Source organism: Frankia sp. AgKG'84/4 (genome assembly GCF_023242965.2).
In the GTDB taxonomy this organism is placed as follows: Bacteria; Actinomycetota; Actinomycetes; order Frankiales; family Frankiaceae; genus Frankia.
In genome coordinates, this window is sequence record NZ_JALKFU020000068.1 from 1 (window position 1) to 15,990 (window position 15,990).

14 protein-coding genes are annotated in these 15,990 nt (G+C 72.1%); 5 read left to right on the forward strand and 9 right to left on the reverse strand.

Annotated features, from left to right (window positions below; genetic code table 11):
- The coding region (locus MXD58_RS07285; RefSeq protein WP_250609138.1) for a diacylglycerol/lipid kinase family protein at nt 1-1,014 on the forward strand (1,014 nt) is incomplete at its 5' end.
- On the opposite strand, the gene MXD58_RS07290 is transcribed toward MXD58_RS07285, so the two are convergent.
- Nucleotides 1,003-2,367, reverse strand: coding sequence for a hypothetical protein (locus MXD58_RS07290; RefSeq protein ID WP_248839382.1), 1,365 nt, complete (start codon nt 2,365-2,367; stop codon nt 1,003-1,005). The two genes, MXD58_RS07285 and MXD58_RS07290, sit on opposite strands and share 12 nt — an antisense overlap.
- 331 nt (nt 2,368-2,698) lie before the next feature.
- Between MXD58_RS07290 and MXD58_RS07295 the strand changes: the two genes are divergently transcribed.
- The gene (locus MXD58_RS07295; protein WP_248839381.1) at nt 2,699-3,664 is read left to right on the forward strand and encodes a terpene synthase family protein; all 966 of its coding nucleotides are present in this window, start codon (nt 2,699-2,701) and stop codon (nt 3,662-3,664) included.
- A 28-nt stretch (nt 3,665-3,692) separates the two neighbouring features.
- Here MXD58_RS07295 and MXD58_RS07300 read toward each other — a convergent pair whose 3' ends face one another.
- From MXD58_RS07300 to MXD58_RS07330, 7 genes are all read right to left on the reverse strand, one after another.
- Nucleotides 3,693-4,931, reverse strand: coding sequence for an MFS transporter (locus MXD58_RS07300; RefSeq protein ID WP_248839380.1), 1,239 nt, complete (start codon nt 4,929-4,931; stop codon nt 3,693-3,695).
- A 55-nt stretch (nt 4,932-4,986) separates the two neighbouring features.
- Nucleotides 4,987-6,237 carry an ATP-grasp domain-containing protein gene (locus tag MXD58_RS07305; protein WP_248839379.1) on the reverse strand — a complete coding sequence of 417 codons (1,251 nt, stop codon included), beginning with the start codon at nt 6,235-6,237 and terminating at the stop codon, nt 4,987-4,989.
- Nucleotides 6,234-7,481, reverse strand: coding sequence for an ATP-grasp domain-containing protein (locus tag MXD58_RS07310; RefSeq protein WP_248839378.1), 1,248 nt, complete (start codon nt 7,479-7,481; stop codon nt 6,234-6,236). Before MXD58_RS07310 ends, MXD58_RS07305 begins: the two co-directional genes overlap by 4 nt.
- Nucleotides 7,478-8,734, reverse strand: coding sequence for an ATP-grasp domain-containing protein (locus tag MXD58_RS07315; RefSeq protein ID WP_248839377.1), 1,257 nt, complete (start codon nt 8,732-8,734; stop codon nt 7,478-7,480). The genes MXD58_RS07310 and MXD58_RS07315 overlap by 4 nt, the downstream gene beginning before the upstream one ends.
- A gap of 100 nt (nt 8,735-8,834) precedes the next feature.
- Nucleotides 8,835-9,590, reverse strand: coding sequence for an iron-containing redox enzyme family protein (locus MXD58_RS07320; RefSeq protein WP_248839376.1), 756 nt, complete (start codon nt 9,588-9,590; stop codon nt 8,835-8,837).
- Between the two features lie 51 nt (nt 9,591-9,641).
- The gene (locus MXD58_RS07325; protein ID WP_248839375.1) at nt 9,642-9,917 is read right to left on the reverse strand and encodes a 2Fe-2S iron-sulfur cluster-binding protein; all 276 of its coding nucleotides are present in this window, start codon (nt 9,915-9,917) and stop codon (nt 9,642-9,644) included.
- A 385-nt stretch (nt 9,918-10,302) separates the two neighbouring features.
- Nucleotides 10,303-10,581: a DUF6059 family protein gene (locus MXD58_RS07330; protein WP_248839374.1), complete on the reverse strand. Its 279-nt coding sequence runs from the start codon at nt 10,579-10,581 to the stop codon at nt 10,303-10,305.
- Between the two features lie 340 nt (nt 10,582-10,921).
- On the opposite strand from MXD58_RS07330, the gene nicT reads away from it, so the two are divergent.
- The 3 genes from nicT to prpB all read left to right on the forward strand — a co-directional run bounded on the left by nicT (nt 10,922) and on the right by prpB (nt 14,695).
- Nucleotides 10,922-12,112, forward strand: coding sequence for a Nickel transporter NicT (gene nicT / locus MXD58_RS07335; RefSeq protein ID WP_248839373.1), 1,191 nt, complete (start codon nt 10,922-10,924; stop codon nt 12,110-12,112).
- Between the two features lie 119 nt (nt 12,113-12,231).
- The gene (locus MXD58_RS07340) at nt 12,232-13,743 is read left to right on the forward strand and encodes an MmgE/PrpD family protein (protein WP_248839372.1); all 1,512 of its coding nucleotides are present in this window, start codon (nt 12,232-12,234) and stop codon (nt 13,741-13,743) included.
- A 37-nt stretch (nt 13,744-13,780) separates the two neighbouring features.
- Nucleotides 13,781-14,695 (forward strand): methylisocitrate lyase, encoded by a 915-nt coding sequence (gene prpB / locus MXD58_RS07345; protein ID WP_248839371.1) that lies wholly within the window; start codon nt 13,781-13,783, stop codon nt 14,693-14,695.
- Here the strand turns inward: prpB and MXD58_RS07350 are convergent.
- The coding region (locus MXD58_RS07350) for a phosphatidylglycerol lysyltransferase domain-containing protein (RefSeq protein ID WP_374615763.1) at nt 14,647-15,990 on the reverse strand (1,344 nt) is incomplete at its 5' end. The genes prpB and MXD58_RS07350 overlap by 49 nt on opposite strands.

Here is a 15,990-nt window from a genome sequence, read left to right on the forward strand (position 1 = left end):
GCCGCGGCGCGCGGCGCGTTCGGTCGGCACCGGCCGAAGGGACGCCTGGTGGGCGCCGCCCGGCGCGGCGTGCTGCTGGTGAACCCGCGTTCTGGTGGTGGTGCCGCCGAACGTCACGATCTCGCGCGGGAGGCCGCCCGGCGCGGGATCGCGGTCGTCAGCCTCACGGCAGGCGCTGATCTGCGCGCCCTCGCCGAGGACGCCGCGGACCGAGGTGCCGACGTGGTGGGCATGGCGGGTGGTGATGGTTCCCAGGCCCTCGTCGCGGAGGTGGCCCGCCGGCGTGGCCTGGCGTTCGTCTGCGTTCCGGCGGGTACCCGCAACCACTTCGCGCTGGACCTCGGCCTCGATCGCAGGGAGGTGGCCGACGCGCTCGACGCGTTCGGCCCTGCCGTCGAACGGCGTGTCGACCTCGGTCAGGTCGGTGACCGCGTGTTCGTCAACAACGTCTCGCTGGGCGTCTACGCGCAGATCGTGCAGTCCGAGGGCTACCGCGGCGCCAAGGTGGGCACGGCGGCCGCGATGCTGCCCGACCTGCTCGGCGCCGACCGCACCCCGCCGGATCTGCGCCTCACCGGCCCGCAGGGCCGCCTGGGCTCGACCGCGGACATCCTGCTCGTCTCCAACAACGCCTACCGGTTGCGCAGCCTCGGTGGTTTCGGTACCCGGCCGCGGCTCGACAGCGGCCAGCTCGGCGTGGTGACGTTGCGCGTCGATCGTGCCCGTGATCTGCCCGCGCTCGTCGCGCTCGAGACGATGGGCGCCATCGGCCGGTTCCGCGGTTTCCAGGAGTGGACCAGCCCGACGCTGCGCATCGACTCCGCCCGTCCGGTCAGTGTCGGCGTGGACGGGGAGGCGCTGCGTCTGCCACCGCCGCTGGAGCTGCGCTCGCTGCCGGCGGCCGTGCGCGTCCGGGTCCCGCGCCACTGCCCCGGGGTTCCCGCCGTGCGCCCGGGTCTGTGGGGGATGGTCCCCGCGCTGGTCCGTATCGCGGCCGGACGCTCACCGGCCTGATCCGCCCGCTGCGGGTTCAGGTCCAGGTCCAGGCCCTGGTCGCGGGGTGCCGGCGGCGGCCAGGGCGCCCAGCAGGGCCAGCACGAGCACGACCACCAGCAGGACGATGGCGACCGACCACGGGGTTGCGCGGTTGCACAGCGCGAGGGCCAGTACGCCGGCCCCGACGACGACTGCGCTGGTCAGGTGGCTGTGCCCGGCCAGCCAGCGGCCCGCGCCGCCGGTGCGCACACCCGCGCGGGCCAGCGCCTGACCAACGGCCGCGGTGGCGTGGGCGGCGCCGGAGCGCAGGGCACGGGCGCCGCGTCCCGGTCCGTGGAGATAGCCGGCGAGAACGATGATGACGGCGATGGTCAGCCAGGTCAGCGCGCTGTCCCGCAGGAATCGGACGAGGGTGTCGTAGATGGCCGCCGCCCCGTCGCGCGTCTGGACGTCGGACGGGACGGAGTCCAGATAGTTCCGGCGCAGGACGGCCAGTGCCACGAGCAGCACGACCATCGTCACGCCGAGCCCGATGCCGGTCGCCATGAGCCCGGCGCGGTGCGAGGGCGCCAGCCACACGCCCAGCGCGGCGAGGACCACCACGGCGACGGGCAGCCAGCGGCCGAGGATGGCGAGCAGGCGCAGGGCGTCCTGGGCCCAGGTCAGCCGGTCCGTGCGCAGCAGCACGATCTGCCGGTCGACGTCGGGGATGCTGCCGGCCTTCGCGAGGCCGGCGTCGACCAGCCGCGCGCGCACCTCGTCGACGACGGGCCCGAGGTCCAGCACGATCGTGTTGTCCCTGGCCTGCACGGCACCGCTGCCCTCGCCGGTGAGCACCTTCACCACGGTGGCGTGCGCCCGCCGGTTCGCGTTCTCCCAGACCAGCGGGAACTGGTCGCTGGTGACCACCTGCTCGACCACGCGGCGCACCGCGCTGGTCAGAGCGTCGTTCAGCGCCCCGGCCAGGGCCTGAGCGTGATCCACGACGACGGGGGGCGCCCCGTTTCGGGCGAGGACGGCTTCGAGGGAAGCGGCGACCTGATCGACGTCGACGTTGCTGACGACCCGGTCGGTCAGCTGGTTGATCACCATGGTCCGCACCGCGGGATCGGTGGCGAGCGGGGCGACGGTCTCCACATACCGGTCCGAGTCGGAGATCGCCGTGTCCGCCCAGGTCGCGACCACGGCGAGCGGCGCCAGCACGACGGCCAACAGCACCAGGGCCGCTGCCCCGATGGTGCGCGGCCACTCGTGTCGTCGGGCCGCCTCGTCGCGCAGTCGTTCGAACTCCGCCCGTTCCGCGGCGGACAGGGGACGTCGATCGTCCGCGGGCGCCACGTTCTCGGTGCCACCGTCGGAACTGGAAACCATGACGCGGTCCCTCCTGCTTTCCGCCGGGGCGGCCGTCATCACGCTTCTCGTGGCCGCGTCATTCCCTGCGCGGAGCAGCCGAAACAGCCGGCGGCCGCACCGGAGAGCGATGTCAATGCATTCCAGCAAGAGTCTCGAAATCGCCTCCGCTCCCCGATTCGACGACGCTTCATGATAAGGAGGGGGGCAATCGTGAGGAGACGGATGTTCGGCCGTCGGCCGCAGTCGGACGTCCTCTCCGTGGAGAATGACGAGATGTGGGGCCTTTCCTGTGAAGGCTCCATCGTCGGGCGCGCCCGCCCGCATCCCCTCTCCGTCACCGAGGCCAGCCATGACCCAGCTCTCCGCCGCCGGCAGCTCCAGACCCGACTTCGGCATCGCCGTCCCCGAGCGGATCCACCCCGCGGCCGAACAGATCGGCGCACACCTGCTGACCTGGGCATCCCGGGTCGGCCTGGTGGCCGATGCCCGCGAGCGCGCCCGTCTGGAGGCCGCCGGATTCCACCTGCTGGCCGCCCGCGCCCTGCCCGACGCCCACCAGGACGAGGTCGAGCTGTTCGCCCAGTGGGTGCTGTGGCTGTTCCACCTCGACGACGAGCAGGACGAAGGGGCGATGGGCCGCAGCGCCGACGCCGTGCACGCCACCTACGCCGCGATCACCTCGATCATCGAAGGGTCCTCAGCGCCCGCCGCCGCGACCGCCCCGGTGAACGCCCTGGCCGAGCTGTGGCCGCGGACCGCCCGGGGAATGTCCACGCAGTGGCGCCGCCGCATTCTCGGGCACATTCACGACCACCGCGACGCGTTTCTCGTCCAGATCGCCCATCGGCAGGGCGGGACGCTGGCCAGCCCGGAGGAATACCCGGCGCTGCGGCGCGATGACAATGCCATGTTCCTGTTCGACCTGCTGGAGGTCGTCTATCAGACCGAGATTCCTCCCGGCCTCGTCGCCACCCGCGGCTGGGCCGAGCTGTGCGCGGCCGCCAGTGACGTCGTCGCCTGGTGCAACGACGTGGTGTCCCTGCCCCGGGAAGCCGCGGGCGGCGAGACGACCAACTACGTCCTCGTTCTCCAGCACGCCACGGCCTGCGATGAGCACACCGCACTCGCACAGGTCCATACCCATATCGTCCGCCGGTCGCGGGACCTCGACGAAGCCGAACGCGACGTCCTCGCCGACGCGCGGCACCTGGAACCGACGATGAACCCGGACCGGCTGCGCCTGCTCGTGCGCACCATCCGCGACGCCCCGGGCACCCATCTCGCCTGGATGTACACCTCTGGCCGTCATCAGTGACGCGATCCCGGTCGTCGTCAACTGCCGCCTAGGGAGTCACGGCCGCCGCCACGGCGTCGGGCGGGCGCGCCGTCGCGGCCCGGGAGCGCAGCGGGCGCAGCAGCGCCACGTACGCCGGCCACGCCAGTGCCGCGACGGCGAGGAACAGCACCCGCACGGACAGCCTGCCCCCGGCGAGGGCGACCAGCGCACCGGCGAGCGGCAGCGTGCTCTGGTTCAGCAGCACGATCAGGCTGATGACCCGGCCCCGCTGCGCCGGCGCGATCCAGTGCAGCCTCTCGACCCGGATGAAGACGTTGAACAGCCCGTTCATGCCCAGGCACAGGCCATAGCCGAGCACGTACAGCGGAAACAGCTGCGAGACCCCGATGAGGGCCGTGCCCGCAGCGCTGAGGACGAACGACACCGCGCCGACCCGGTAGACCGACAGGTGCCGCAGCAGCCACGTCAGCAGCAGCAGGGTGCCGACCGAGAAGACGCCCACCGTGATCTGCAGCGTCGCGAAGGCGCTGTCGCGCTGGTGGAAATGCCCGATCGTCAGGGGTGCCCCGGTCGCCATGGCCAGACCCGCCATGAGGTTGACGACCATGGTCAGCCCGACCAGCGCCAGCAGGATCGGCGTGCCGGCGAGGGCGCGCACGCCGACCCGCAGGTCGCCCAGGACGCTGCGGCGCACCGCCGACTCGCGATCCTCGGTGCTCCCGCCGAGGCCGCGCAGCACGGGCACCCCGCAGGCGCCCACCGCGAACGCCGCCCCGCTCACCCACAGCAGCTGCGTCGGGGACACCCACAGCAGCATCAGCCCGCCCAGCGCCGGCCCGACGACGCTCGACCCGCTGTTGATGATCTGCAGCACGCTCTGCGCCCGCGGCAGGTCCTCCGCGGGCACGAGCTGCGGAATCGTCGATTCCAACGCGATGAACGTCTGCGCGTAGCAGAACGCGCAGAGTGCCGTCAGTGCCGTGGTCCAGCCGAAGACGTGCCCCGGCCAGTGGCCCAACGCCAGCACGGTGAGCAGGCACGCCGCCGCCCGGACACTGTCACTGACGGCGTAGACCCGCCGTCCGCCGAACCGGTCGGCCAGCAGCCCGGCGACGGGCAGTGAGCTCAGCCGGGGCAGCCACTCGACCAGGAAGGCGAGCCCCGCCAGCGACACGCTGCCCGTCGCCGTGAAAATGATCAGGGGCACGGCGAACTGCAGCACCTGGTCGCCCATGGTCGACAGGACCCGCGCGCCGAGGAACACCCGGATCCGCCAGCTACGCATGCCGCCTCCCCCCGCGCCGCCTCCCCGCGCGCCGCCTCCCCGCGCGACCCCGACGTCAGCGGGCCCGGACATCGATCCGCTCCTCCACGGCCGCGCCGAGCCGGTCCAGCCGGTCCAGCAGCGTCTTGGCGTCCTCGGCGACAAGAACGATCTTTCCGACGAAGCCGGCGTTGTCCGTGACCTCGGCGCGCACCCGCGCCGAGGGCGACGTGCTCAGCTCCGCGTGGTGCAGCGGGATGTCGAGCTTCGCCGCCACGGCCGCGATGTCGGGCGTCGACACCACGACGCCGTCACCGGGCGCGCGTAGCATCCGAATCCCGCTCGCCGCCCGCGCGACCGGCTGGGCGGTGAGCGGCGCATCGCCGGTCGACCAGCGCAGCCACGCCAGCCACGGGTCGAAACCGGGGAACGCCAGCCGGGCGAGGTCCCAGATGTGCATGCCCCCGGGGCGCATGTTGGTCTCGACCGCGGCGGCGCCGTGCGCGCGCAGGAACAGCTCGTTGTGGAACGCGCCGTTAGCCGGGGACACCAGCCGTCGGACGTGGTCCCCGGCCCGGTCGAGCAGCGCGGTCTCGGCCGGGTCCAGCGGCGCCGGCACGACCTGCTGGAACTCGGCGCGGAAACGGCCCGTGGTGGTGTGCTTCTCCGTGAGCCAGCGCGCCCCGCCGACGTAGTCCCAGCTGTACTCGCGTGCGCCGGTGACCAGCGTCTCCACCATCACCCCACGCTCGTGGTACGGCGCCAGCGCCGCCCAGATCTCCGGGCACGCACCGATGCCGGGCACGAGCTGGCAGCCACGGCTGTTGCCCTCGCTCGTCGGCTTCACGAACGCGGTGCCGCCGAGATGCGCGACGGCCGCCTCGAACTCGCCGAGCGAGTGGACCGCCAGGCTGCGCACCGGCGTGTAGCCGGCCGGGTGGTCGGCGGCCGCGGCCTCGATGGCGCGCAGGCGGTGCTTGTCGAGGCCGGCCACCGCCTCGGTCGGTGCGGCCCCCGGCAGTTCGAAGCGCGACGCCAGGTGGGCGCCCAGCACGATGCCGCGGTCGGAGAACGGCAGCACGCCGATCGGTCGCAGGCCGCGGCGGCCGACCTCCGCGGCGACCCGGCTGGCCGCGCGCGGCGCGACGTCGACGTCGAACGGGGCGACGAGCACGACATCGGCGGCGGCGGTGTCGTGCGGTCGGGCCTCGTCGGTGACCAGCACGAGGGCCGCCCGGAACTCCCGGTGACACAGGTCGCGCAGCAGGGCGACGTCGTGGACGCGGGTGTTGTTGTAACCGACGACCAGGAAGCACGCGGCGGTCATGACCGCGGCGCCCTGCTGGTCGGGGCGCAGATCTCCGCGAGGGTGTCCCGTAGCTGTCCGGCCGTGCCGCGGACCACGCCGGACAGCGGCGTCGCCGCCGCCGCGTAGCTGATCTCGCCCACCCGGGCGGTGGGACGGGCGTTGCGGACGTAGGACACCAGCCGCTCACCGAACCGGTCCGGGTCGAACTCGACGCCGCCGGTGCCGTCATCGCCGGTGCCGTCATCGCCGGTGCCGTCATCGCCGGTGCCGTCATCGTCGGTGCCGTCATCGCCGGCGTCGCGGTGGTGCGCGGGGAAGACGAACCAGCCGTACCAGTCCGTCGAGAGCCGCACGGCAGGTCCGTCGATGTCACCGAACAGCTGATGCCGCAGGTCCGCCTGGTAGAGGTTGACGCCGGTGCGCAGCTCGAAGGTCTCCGCGACGCCGGCGCCGCCGACCCGGCTCGCGGTCTCCAGGAACAGGAACCGGCCGTCGCGGGCGCGGATCAGCTCGAAATGGAACGCCCCGTCCCGCTGGCCGAGCACGGGCAGCGTCCGGCGCAGCAGCGCGAGGGCGCCCGGCTCGTCGGGAGTCTGGGCGGAACCCAGCGGGCTACCGTGGGCGTAGTTCAGGCAGTTCCCGACGTAGACGCTGCTCGCGACGGCGCGGACCGTGCCGGCGCGCAGGTAGCCGTCGAGGTGCCAGATCTCGCCGGGTACGAACTCCTCGACGAACACCTCCGCGGACGCCGCCGCGCCGACGAGCCGGTCGAGGCCGTCGAGGATCTCGCGCACCCCGCCGGTCTCGATGCCCGTGCTGGACGCCTCCAGCCTCGGCTTGATCAGATAGGTGCCAGCGGCGGGGGGATCGCGGCGGAAGTCCGCGACGCTCCAGAACGCGGGCTGGGCGATGCCGGCGGCCGCGGCGAGGGTGCGCATCAGCCACTTGTCCCGCAGCGGCAGAATCGCGGCCGGCGAGTCGCCCGGGATGGCGAAGCGTTCGCGCAGCCGTGCGGCGGGCAGCAGGTCGTACTCGGAGCGGGCGATCAGCCGATCCGCCGTGCCCAGCCAGTCCGCGTGCGCTCGGGCCAGCGCGTCGGTGTCCGCGGTCGAGGTGTCCAGGACCCGGCAGTCCGCGCCGGGGGGCAGACCGTCGGCCGTACCCGTCGTGCTCAGGTAGCGCACGGTGTGGCGGTCGTGGTCGACGGCGAGGTCGTAGCGGATCTTCGCGAACGGGATGCGATGCAGGACGACGATGTTCATGCTCGGTAGCCGATCTCCAGATAGGACTCCGTCTCGGCGACGAAGTCGGGTGTCAGCTCGGGGCCGAGACCGGTGACGTCCCACAGCGCCTGGCCGACGAAGATCTCCCGGTCGACGGTGGGCAGCGTCTCGCCGACCTGGGCGAACACCTTGTCCTCCAGGACGTCGATCCGGGCCGGCCAGCGGGTCAGCAGGGTGACGTGGCGGCCCGGTTCACCGAAGAAGACCCGGAAGAAGGTCCGGCGCGTCTCGTGGGCCGCCGGTTCGCCGGCCTGCCCGATCAGCAGGTCGATCCACCGTCCGAGCAGGTCCACACCGCTGTGACGACGTGTGCTGGGGACGATGTACGCGCCGCCGATCCGCGGGTTGACCTCGACGATCTCCCAGGTGTCGCCGCCCGCGCAGCGCGCCTCGACGTGGTGCACGCCGGTGTCCACGTCCAGCGCCTTGAGGCAGAGGGTGACGTGGTCGACGCCGCGCGCCACCGCGGCGGCGCCGAGGGAGACCGGTGGGCAGACGCAGGCGTTCTCGAGCACCGTGCGCCCGGACTCCCGCAGGTCGACCTTCTCGTGCACCGCGTGCACGCGCACCGAGCCGCGTTCGACGCTGACCTCGAAGCTGCACTCCACGCCGTCGATGAACTCCTCCAGCAGGAACGACGGCGCGCCCTCGAAGGCGCCGGCGTAGGCGACGTCGCGCGTGGCCCGGGCCCACAGCCGCGCCGGCTCGGCGGCGTCGGGCAGCCGGTCCGCGCGCGACGCGGCCAGGGAGGCGACCCCGGTGCGTGGCTTGACGAAGTAGCGGGAACGGTCGCTCAGGGCGTCGAAACGCTCGGCGTCGAACGGCCAGGCGGCCACCCGCGACAGCCCGTGTTCGCGCAGCCGGTCGCGCATCGCGAGCTTGTCCCGCAGGCCGCGGACGGTCTGTTCGGTCAGGTCGGCGACGCCGATCGACCGGTTCGCGTACGCCATCAGCTCCCGGTAGGAGTCCCAGACGGTGAGGCAGCCGAGCAGCTCGACGCCCCGCGCCGAGAGCTGCGCGAGGACGGCGTCGACATCGCGGCGTACCAGGGCGTGGCCGTCGGTGACGCGCAGCAGGGCGACGTCGCAGCGCCAGTCCGCCGCCGCGCCCCGCGGCGGGTTCGACGAGAGAACGTACGGGCTGATCCCGCGCTGGCGCAGCGCGTCGACCAGCGGCGGCACCATGGATTTGAGCTGGTGCGAGAGAATGAGAAAGCCAGGGTTCCCAGCCATGTGCGTATTCCATTCCGGATGGCGCGGGTCGGGACGGCGCACTGCGCGGCGCACCGTCGCCGCCCCGACCCGCGCGGACCTCGCCCGGCGAGCGCCGGGATCAGGTTGACTGCAGCTCGACGTCGCCGAAACGCTCGTACAGATCCACGAAGAATCCCTTGAGCAGCTCCTGGATCTCGCTCATGTACCGCTTGATGTCGACGATGTCCTGCTCGCTCTCGACAAAGAGACTGAGGATGTCCCACATGTCCTGGGTGTGGTCCTCGACGAGATCCGTGTTCAGGTGCGCGGCCTGACCGACTATCATGTCCTTGCCGAGGGACTCGGACATGGCCCTGAGCTGCCTCGGGGTGATTTTCTGGGTGGTGTACTCCACCAGATAGCTGTAGCAGATCACGCCGAGCACCTTCTCGTGCTCCGCGACGAAGTACAGGTATCCGGCCAGCAGGCGGGTGTGCAGGTTCGGTTCCGTCGCGAAGATGTCCTCCGCCGACAGCCCTACCTTCTCGGCGTCCGTCATGAACAGGACGTCGTGCAGCATCTCCTCATCCTGGTAGGCGGCGTAGAGCTTGGCCGCCTCGGCGTTGATCCGGGTGATCTTGTGCAATGCATAGGACTGCGCGGTACGCATCAGCCGGATACGCCAGGCGTGTTCGATGAGGGTCTGCCGATAGTAGTTCAGGTGTATCTCGGTGCCCTCGAGGTGCCGCGCGAACGGGACGGTCGCGTTCCACTCCGCCATCTTCCCGTCCAGGAAGGTGTCGATGTCCCGCTTGACCTGGGCACTCTCCGCGGGAGAGAGGAACGGCAGGCGACGCAGCAGGGCGCTGTGGGTGAGGCGGTTCGTGTTTTCCATGCCATGCTCCAGATGTTGGTCTCGAACGGACTGAATGCGTTTGACAGATTGTCAGGTGTTGATTTCGACCAGGACGGTGTCGCCGTACGCGCGGCTTTGGCAGGCCAGCCGCATGGCCGGGTCATCCTCGCCGAGGAGTTCGAAGAGCCGCTCCTCCCGCGGGGTCCGCGGCGAGAGGTTCTCGCCGCCGCTCAGGACCCGCACGGCGCAGATCCCGCATCTGCCACCCCGGCAGCCAAACGTGACGAACTCCCGCATGTCCTTCAGATCGACGTAGTCGTCGAAGTCCACCTTCTCGTCGGCATTGACGAATCTCAGACTTGGCACGGCGCACCTCCACGCGAGCAGGTCCCGCTCATCAGCGGCTCCTTCATGGACTCCACCCGGCGCTTTCACGCCCGGGAGATCCGATGTCTCCCCCTTGGATAGCCACGGAGGTTACAAGATCATCCGGGGCGGACACGCCTTCCGCGACACACTTCGACAGCACGGGAACAAACGTGTCGCGGATGCGACACGACTCCCTCGAAAGCTCGTCCGGGCGGCGGCAACAAAACCGGGAGGGGAATTCGAGAATGACTTTACGCTGCGCTTCGAAGCAGATCGTCCGACCCAGCGTTCCGCTGCGTGTCCAAGAGCTGACACGGCAAACGGGCACGCGGCCACGGGTCGGCTGGCCTTCGGCTGTGTGGTCACGCGCCGGTCGGTCGGGTCAGGCGGGCGAGCCGGGGCCGGCGTTCTCGGCCGGGAGGGCGACATCCGCGAGCTGGCGCCAGAGCGCCCGCTCCAGCGGGGAGGCGGGCAGGTCGGGTCGGAGCCGCTCGGGATGCCCGGGCGGGAGTTCGAACACGGCCGACGGTTCCAGGGGCGGTTCCGCGAGGTGGAAGACCCACCTGCCGTAGAACGCGATGGCCGCACGCTCGCCAGCGAGGCGCAGCTCACGGCCCACCGCCCGAAGGCAGCCACGCAGGAGCACTCGCAGCCGACCCATGTCCACCACCCCGCGTCGACGCCCCAGGCGGCGCGGGTCGCGCGGCACCGGCGGGATCCATCGTGGCCGCGGCGGCTAAAGCCGCGCTTGCGCGCCGGCTAAGGCGCGGGGATGCGCGGGGGTGGCCGCGGGGCCGCCGGCGCCCGGGATGGATCCGGCGCAGAACCGGCGAGGCCGCCCGCCCTCAGCTGCCCCGGGAGACATGCCCAGGCGGCGCCGTGCGCTCCCCGACCGGCGCCGACGGGCCGCCGCCCCCGTTGCGGTCAGGTCGCAACAGCGACATAGTCGCATCTGGAGCACTCCCCTTCCCCAGGCCGTTCCCGTGGCGAGGAGACATCCGGTGACCGACGCGATTCCCAGCGCGGGCGAGCAGTCCCTGCCGGCCCGGCTCGCCCGGTTCCGGCGCGGGCTGACGGGCCCGGACCGGCGGTCCCTGGCCGGGATGGCCGCGTTCATCGTCGCGCTGCACGTCGTCGGGTTCGTCGTCCTGCTGGCACTGGTCGCCCCGCACAGCTATGACCTCGGCGGCGACCACCCGGTGTTCACGGCCGGCGTCGGAGTCCTGGCCTATACCTTCGGGTTGCGGCACGCCTTCGACGCCGACCACATCGCCGCCGTCGACAACACCACCCGCAAGCTCATCGCCGACAACGTGGCGCGCGAAGCCGCCGGTGACGCCGCGCGGCGCCGGCCGCTGTCGGTCGGCTTCTGGTTCTCCCTCGGCCACTCCACGATCGTCTTCGCCCTCGCGTTCCTGCTCTCCGTCGGTATCCGGTCCCTCGTCGGCCCGGTCGAGGACGACTCCTCCCGGCTGCACACCATCACCGGCGTGATCGGCCCGTCCGTCTCCGGCGTCTTCCTCTGGGTGCTCGGGATCCTGAACCTCGTCGCCCTGCTCGGCATCCTCAAGGTGTTCCGCGAGATGCGCACCGGGCACTACGACGAGCGGGAACTCGAACGGCAGCTGGACTCGCGCGGTTTCATGAACCGCTTCCTCGGCGGCCTCACCAGGTCGGTCACCAAGCCGTGGCATATCTACCCGGTCGGGGTGATCTTCGGCCTCGGGTTCGACACCGCGACCGAGGTCGGCCTGCTCGTGCTCGCCGGCGGCGCCGCCGCGTTCCACCTCCCGTTCTATGCCATCCTCGTGCTGCCGATCCTGTTCGCCGCCGGCATGTGCCTCATGGACACCGTCGACGGCGTCTTCATGAACGCCGCCTACGGCTGGGCCTTCGCCCGCCCGGTCCGCAAGGTCTACTACAACCTCACCATCACGACCATCTCCGTGCTCGTCGCCCTCGTCATCGGCACCATCGAACTCGTCGGCGTCCTCGCCGACCGGTTCACCATCGACGCCGGGCCGCTCGCCTGGATCGCCGCCATCAACCTCGACTACGCCGGCTACGCCATCGTCGGCCTGTTCTTCCTCGCCTGGGCCGCCGCCCTCGCCCTCTGGCATTTCGGCCACATCGAGGAACGCTGGTCCGTCGGCGCCTGCGCCGAGCCCGTCCGGTCCGCCACCACGCGCTGACCGCTCCGGGCCAGCGCCCGATCCGGCGATGCCGGTCAGGTGCCAGAACTGGCGTCGGCGCCGCCGAGGACGATCGTGGGCGCGGACCCAGATGGACACACGGCGACCCGAGGAGAGGCATGATCGAACACGAGGTGCGGGTGCACCGCAGCGAGGAGCGGCTGGCCCGGGAGGACCAGCTCGCCTGGAAGATCGCCGTCGTCGCGTCCGACTCCGTCGAGGTGACCCCGGAGGTCACTGACATGGTCATCAACCGGGTGATCGACAACGCCGGGGTGGCGTCGGCGTCACTGACCCGCGCGCCGGTGGCCGCGGCCCGCGAGCAGGCCCTGCGGCACGCCGCGGCGAGCGGGCGGGCCGGCGCGACGGTGTTCGGGCTGCCGCCGGCCACCCGGGTCTCCCCTGAGTGGGCGGCCTGGGCGAACGGCGTCGCCGTGCGTGAACTCGATTTTCATGACACGTTCCTCGCCGCCGAGTACTCCCATCCCGGTGACAACATCCCGCCGATCCTCGCCGCGGCGCAGCAGGTGGGCCTGGGCGGACGGGAACTGCTGCGCGCCATCGCGACCGGCTACGAGATCCAGGTGGCCCTGGTGCGCGCGATCAGCCTGCACGAGCACAGGATCGACCACGTCGCGCACCTCGGCCCGTCGGCCGCCGCCGGCATCGGCACGCTACTCGGCCTGCCCACCGAGACCATCTACCAGGCCGTCGGCCAGGCGCTGCACACCACGACGGCGACCCGGCAGTCCCGCAAGGGCGAGATCTCGAGCTGGAAGGCCTACGCCCCGGCGTTCGCCGGGAAGATCGCCGTCGAGGCCGTCGACCGGGCGATGCGCGGCGAGGGCGCGCCGGCGCCGATCTACGAAGGCGAGGACGGCGTGATCGCCTGGCTGCTCGACGGCCCGCAGGCGCGGTACGTCGTCGGTCTGCCCGGCCCCGGCGAGGCGAAGCTCGGCATCCTCGACACCTACACCAAGGAGCACTCGGCCGAGTACCAGAGCCAGGCGCTCATCGACCTGGCCCGCCGGCTCGGCCCGCGCCTGGGCGCCGGCCTGGCGTCGGTGCGCTCCATCGTGATCCACACCAGCCACCACACGCACTACGTGATCGGCTCGGGCGCGAACGACCCGCAGAAGTACGACCCGAGGGCGAGCCGGGAGACCCTCGACCACTCGATCCCCTACATCTTCGCCGTCGCCCTGCAGGACGCCGACTGGCACCACGAGCGCTCCTACGCCCCCGAGCGGGCCGCGCGGGCGGACACGGTCGAGCTGTGGCAGAAGATCACCACGGTCGAGGACCCGGAGTGGACGCGGCGCTACCACGCGACCGATCCGGCCCAGAAGGCGTTCGGCGGGCGGGTCGTCATCACCCTCACCGACGGTGCGGTGCTGCAGGACGAGATCGCGGTCGCGGACGCCCATCCGCTCGGCGCCCGGCCGTTCGCGCGGGCCGAGTACGTCGCGAAGTTCCGCCGTCTCGCCGAGGGCGTGCTGAGCACCGAGGAGCAGGACCGCTTCCTCGACGCCGCGGTGCGCCTGCCGCAGCTGGGGGCGGGCGAGCTCGGCGCGCTCACGTTCGTGCCCACGTCGCCGCTGCCCACCCAGTCCACCACCGGGCTCTTCTAGCGCCCACGGGTTCGTCCGGAACCACGAAAGGACCTCCATGCTGCACGCCCGGACATCGGCCGCCGAGCGGCGGATCGCGCTACGCGCGGCGCTGGCCGCCTCGCTCGGCGGCAACGGCGGGCCGCTGCGTTTTCCCGGTGCCTTCAACCCGCTGTCCGCCCGGCTCATCCAGGAGCTCGGGTTCGAGGGGATCTACGTCTCCGGCGCGGTGCTCTCCGCCGACCTCGGCCTGCCCGACATCGGGCTGACGACGCTGACCGAGGTCGCCGACCGGGCCGGCGCGATCGCCCGGGTCAGTGACCTGCCGGCGCTCGTCGACGCGGACACCGGCTTCGGCGAGCCGATGAACGTCGCCCGCACCATCCAGGTGCTGGAGGACGCCGGTCTCGCCGGCTGCCACCTGGAGGACCAGGTCAACCCGAAGCGCTGCGGCCACCTCGACGGCAAGACGGTCGTGCCGACGCAGGAGATGGTCCGCCGCATCCGGGCGGCGGTCACGGCGCGCCGGGACCCGAACTTCGTCCTCTGCGCCCGCACCGACGCCCGCGCCACTGAGGGTCTCGACGCGGCGCTGGAGCGGGCGAAGGCCTACGTCGACGCCGGCGCGGACATGGTCTTCCCCGAGGCGATGGCGGACCTCGACGAGTTCGCGGCGGTCCGCCGGGCCGTGGACGTGCCGATCCTGGCGAACATGACCGAGTTCGGCAAGAGCGAGCTGTTCACCACCGCGCAGCTCGAAGCGGTCGGCATGAACGTCGTCCTCTACCCGGTGACCCTGCTGCGCCTGGCGATGGGCGCCGTCGAGGATGGCCTGCGCCGGCTCCGCGACGAGGGCACCCAGTCGGGCCTGGTCGAGCGGATGCAGACCCGGGCCCGGCTCTACGAGGTGCTCGACTACCCGGCCTACAACGCCTTCGACGAGGACCTGTACGACTTTCGCCTCGCCGACTGATCTGGCAGCTTTCGGCGCAGGAAGGGGGCCCGCCGTTTCCTGACGTACGGGAGACACCGGCCGACGCCGGCGAGATGCGGCAGCAGCGCCGGATGACACAGCTCCCAGACATCGCCCGACTGCCGCAGGATGCCGCGCGCACAGGCCCGCTCAAGGACGCCCACCAGGTCGGCGGGAAGCCCGTGATGACGCCGCAGCCACCGGTTCGCCGCGACGAGGCGCCACCAGGCGGCGACTGCGAAGGTCAGAGACAGCCCGGCGCCGGCGCTGCCCACCAGCGCGCGCAGCCACCACCATCCCGAGGTCGGCACCGTGTGCAGCACCGCCAGCGCAAGGCCGATCGCGACGACCAGCATGACCGCGATCGCGAACGGCGGGAAGACGACCGTCGCGTACCAGCGCGCGCGACGCAGGAGCACCCCCGGGCCGCTCGGCGCACCGGGAGCCGGCGGACGCAGCCGCAGACCCGCGACGGCCACCCCGATGCACGCGGCCCCCGTGCCCGCCACGATCGCCCCCACGGAACCGCCGTTGACCAGTCCGACCAGCGCGGCGGGAACCGCGACTGCCGTGATCGCGACGCGGGCCTGTGGGCTGCGGCGGACCGCGGTGCTCGACCAGCCTGGACGACCGAACAGGCGTAGCGCGGGAATCCGCGCTGGGCCGCTATGCCCCTGCTCGATCCGAAGTGTGAGCAGGTAGTAGCTCGCCGCGGACACCACCGCGAACCCGCTGGCCATCCATGGACCGGTGAGAAACTCGAGCAGGAGCACGATAGCGGCGCCCAGGACTGCCGCCGGGCCTGCGGCGAGCCGTCGGGGAGCCAGCGTCGTCAGCTCCCACCAGGCAAGACCGTCCCGGTCGCGGCGACGGGCCAGCTCCGTCGCGACGAAGGCCAGGGCCGCCGGATCGCCGGGCCCGGCCGAGGGGTGCGTGCCGGCCGGAGCGTCGCCAGAACGGTCCTCGAGGAGGCTGCGCAGGTACTGCGCGAGCAGATGCTGGCGGATGCTGTCCGCGGTGGGAAACCGCGCCGCATCGTCAAGCTCCTCGGGGCCGGGCTGGTCCTCGCCGCCAGGCCGGTCCGCGCCGGGACGCGGATCCGGTCCCCGGCCGTACACAGCCGCCGCCAGGCTGACCACCAGCGGGGCGGAGAACGCCGCCGCGAGCGGCGAGTCCGGTACCAGAACCACCTTCGACAGCACCGGCGACCACTGCCCGGCCGTGGTCAGCAGGTCGCCGGCCGCGGCCGGCTCGGCCAGGGCGGCCCCCGGCGCGGTGGCTGGGACCGGTGGTCT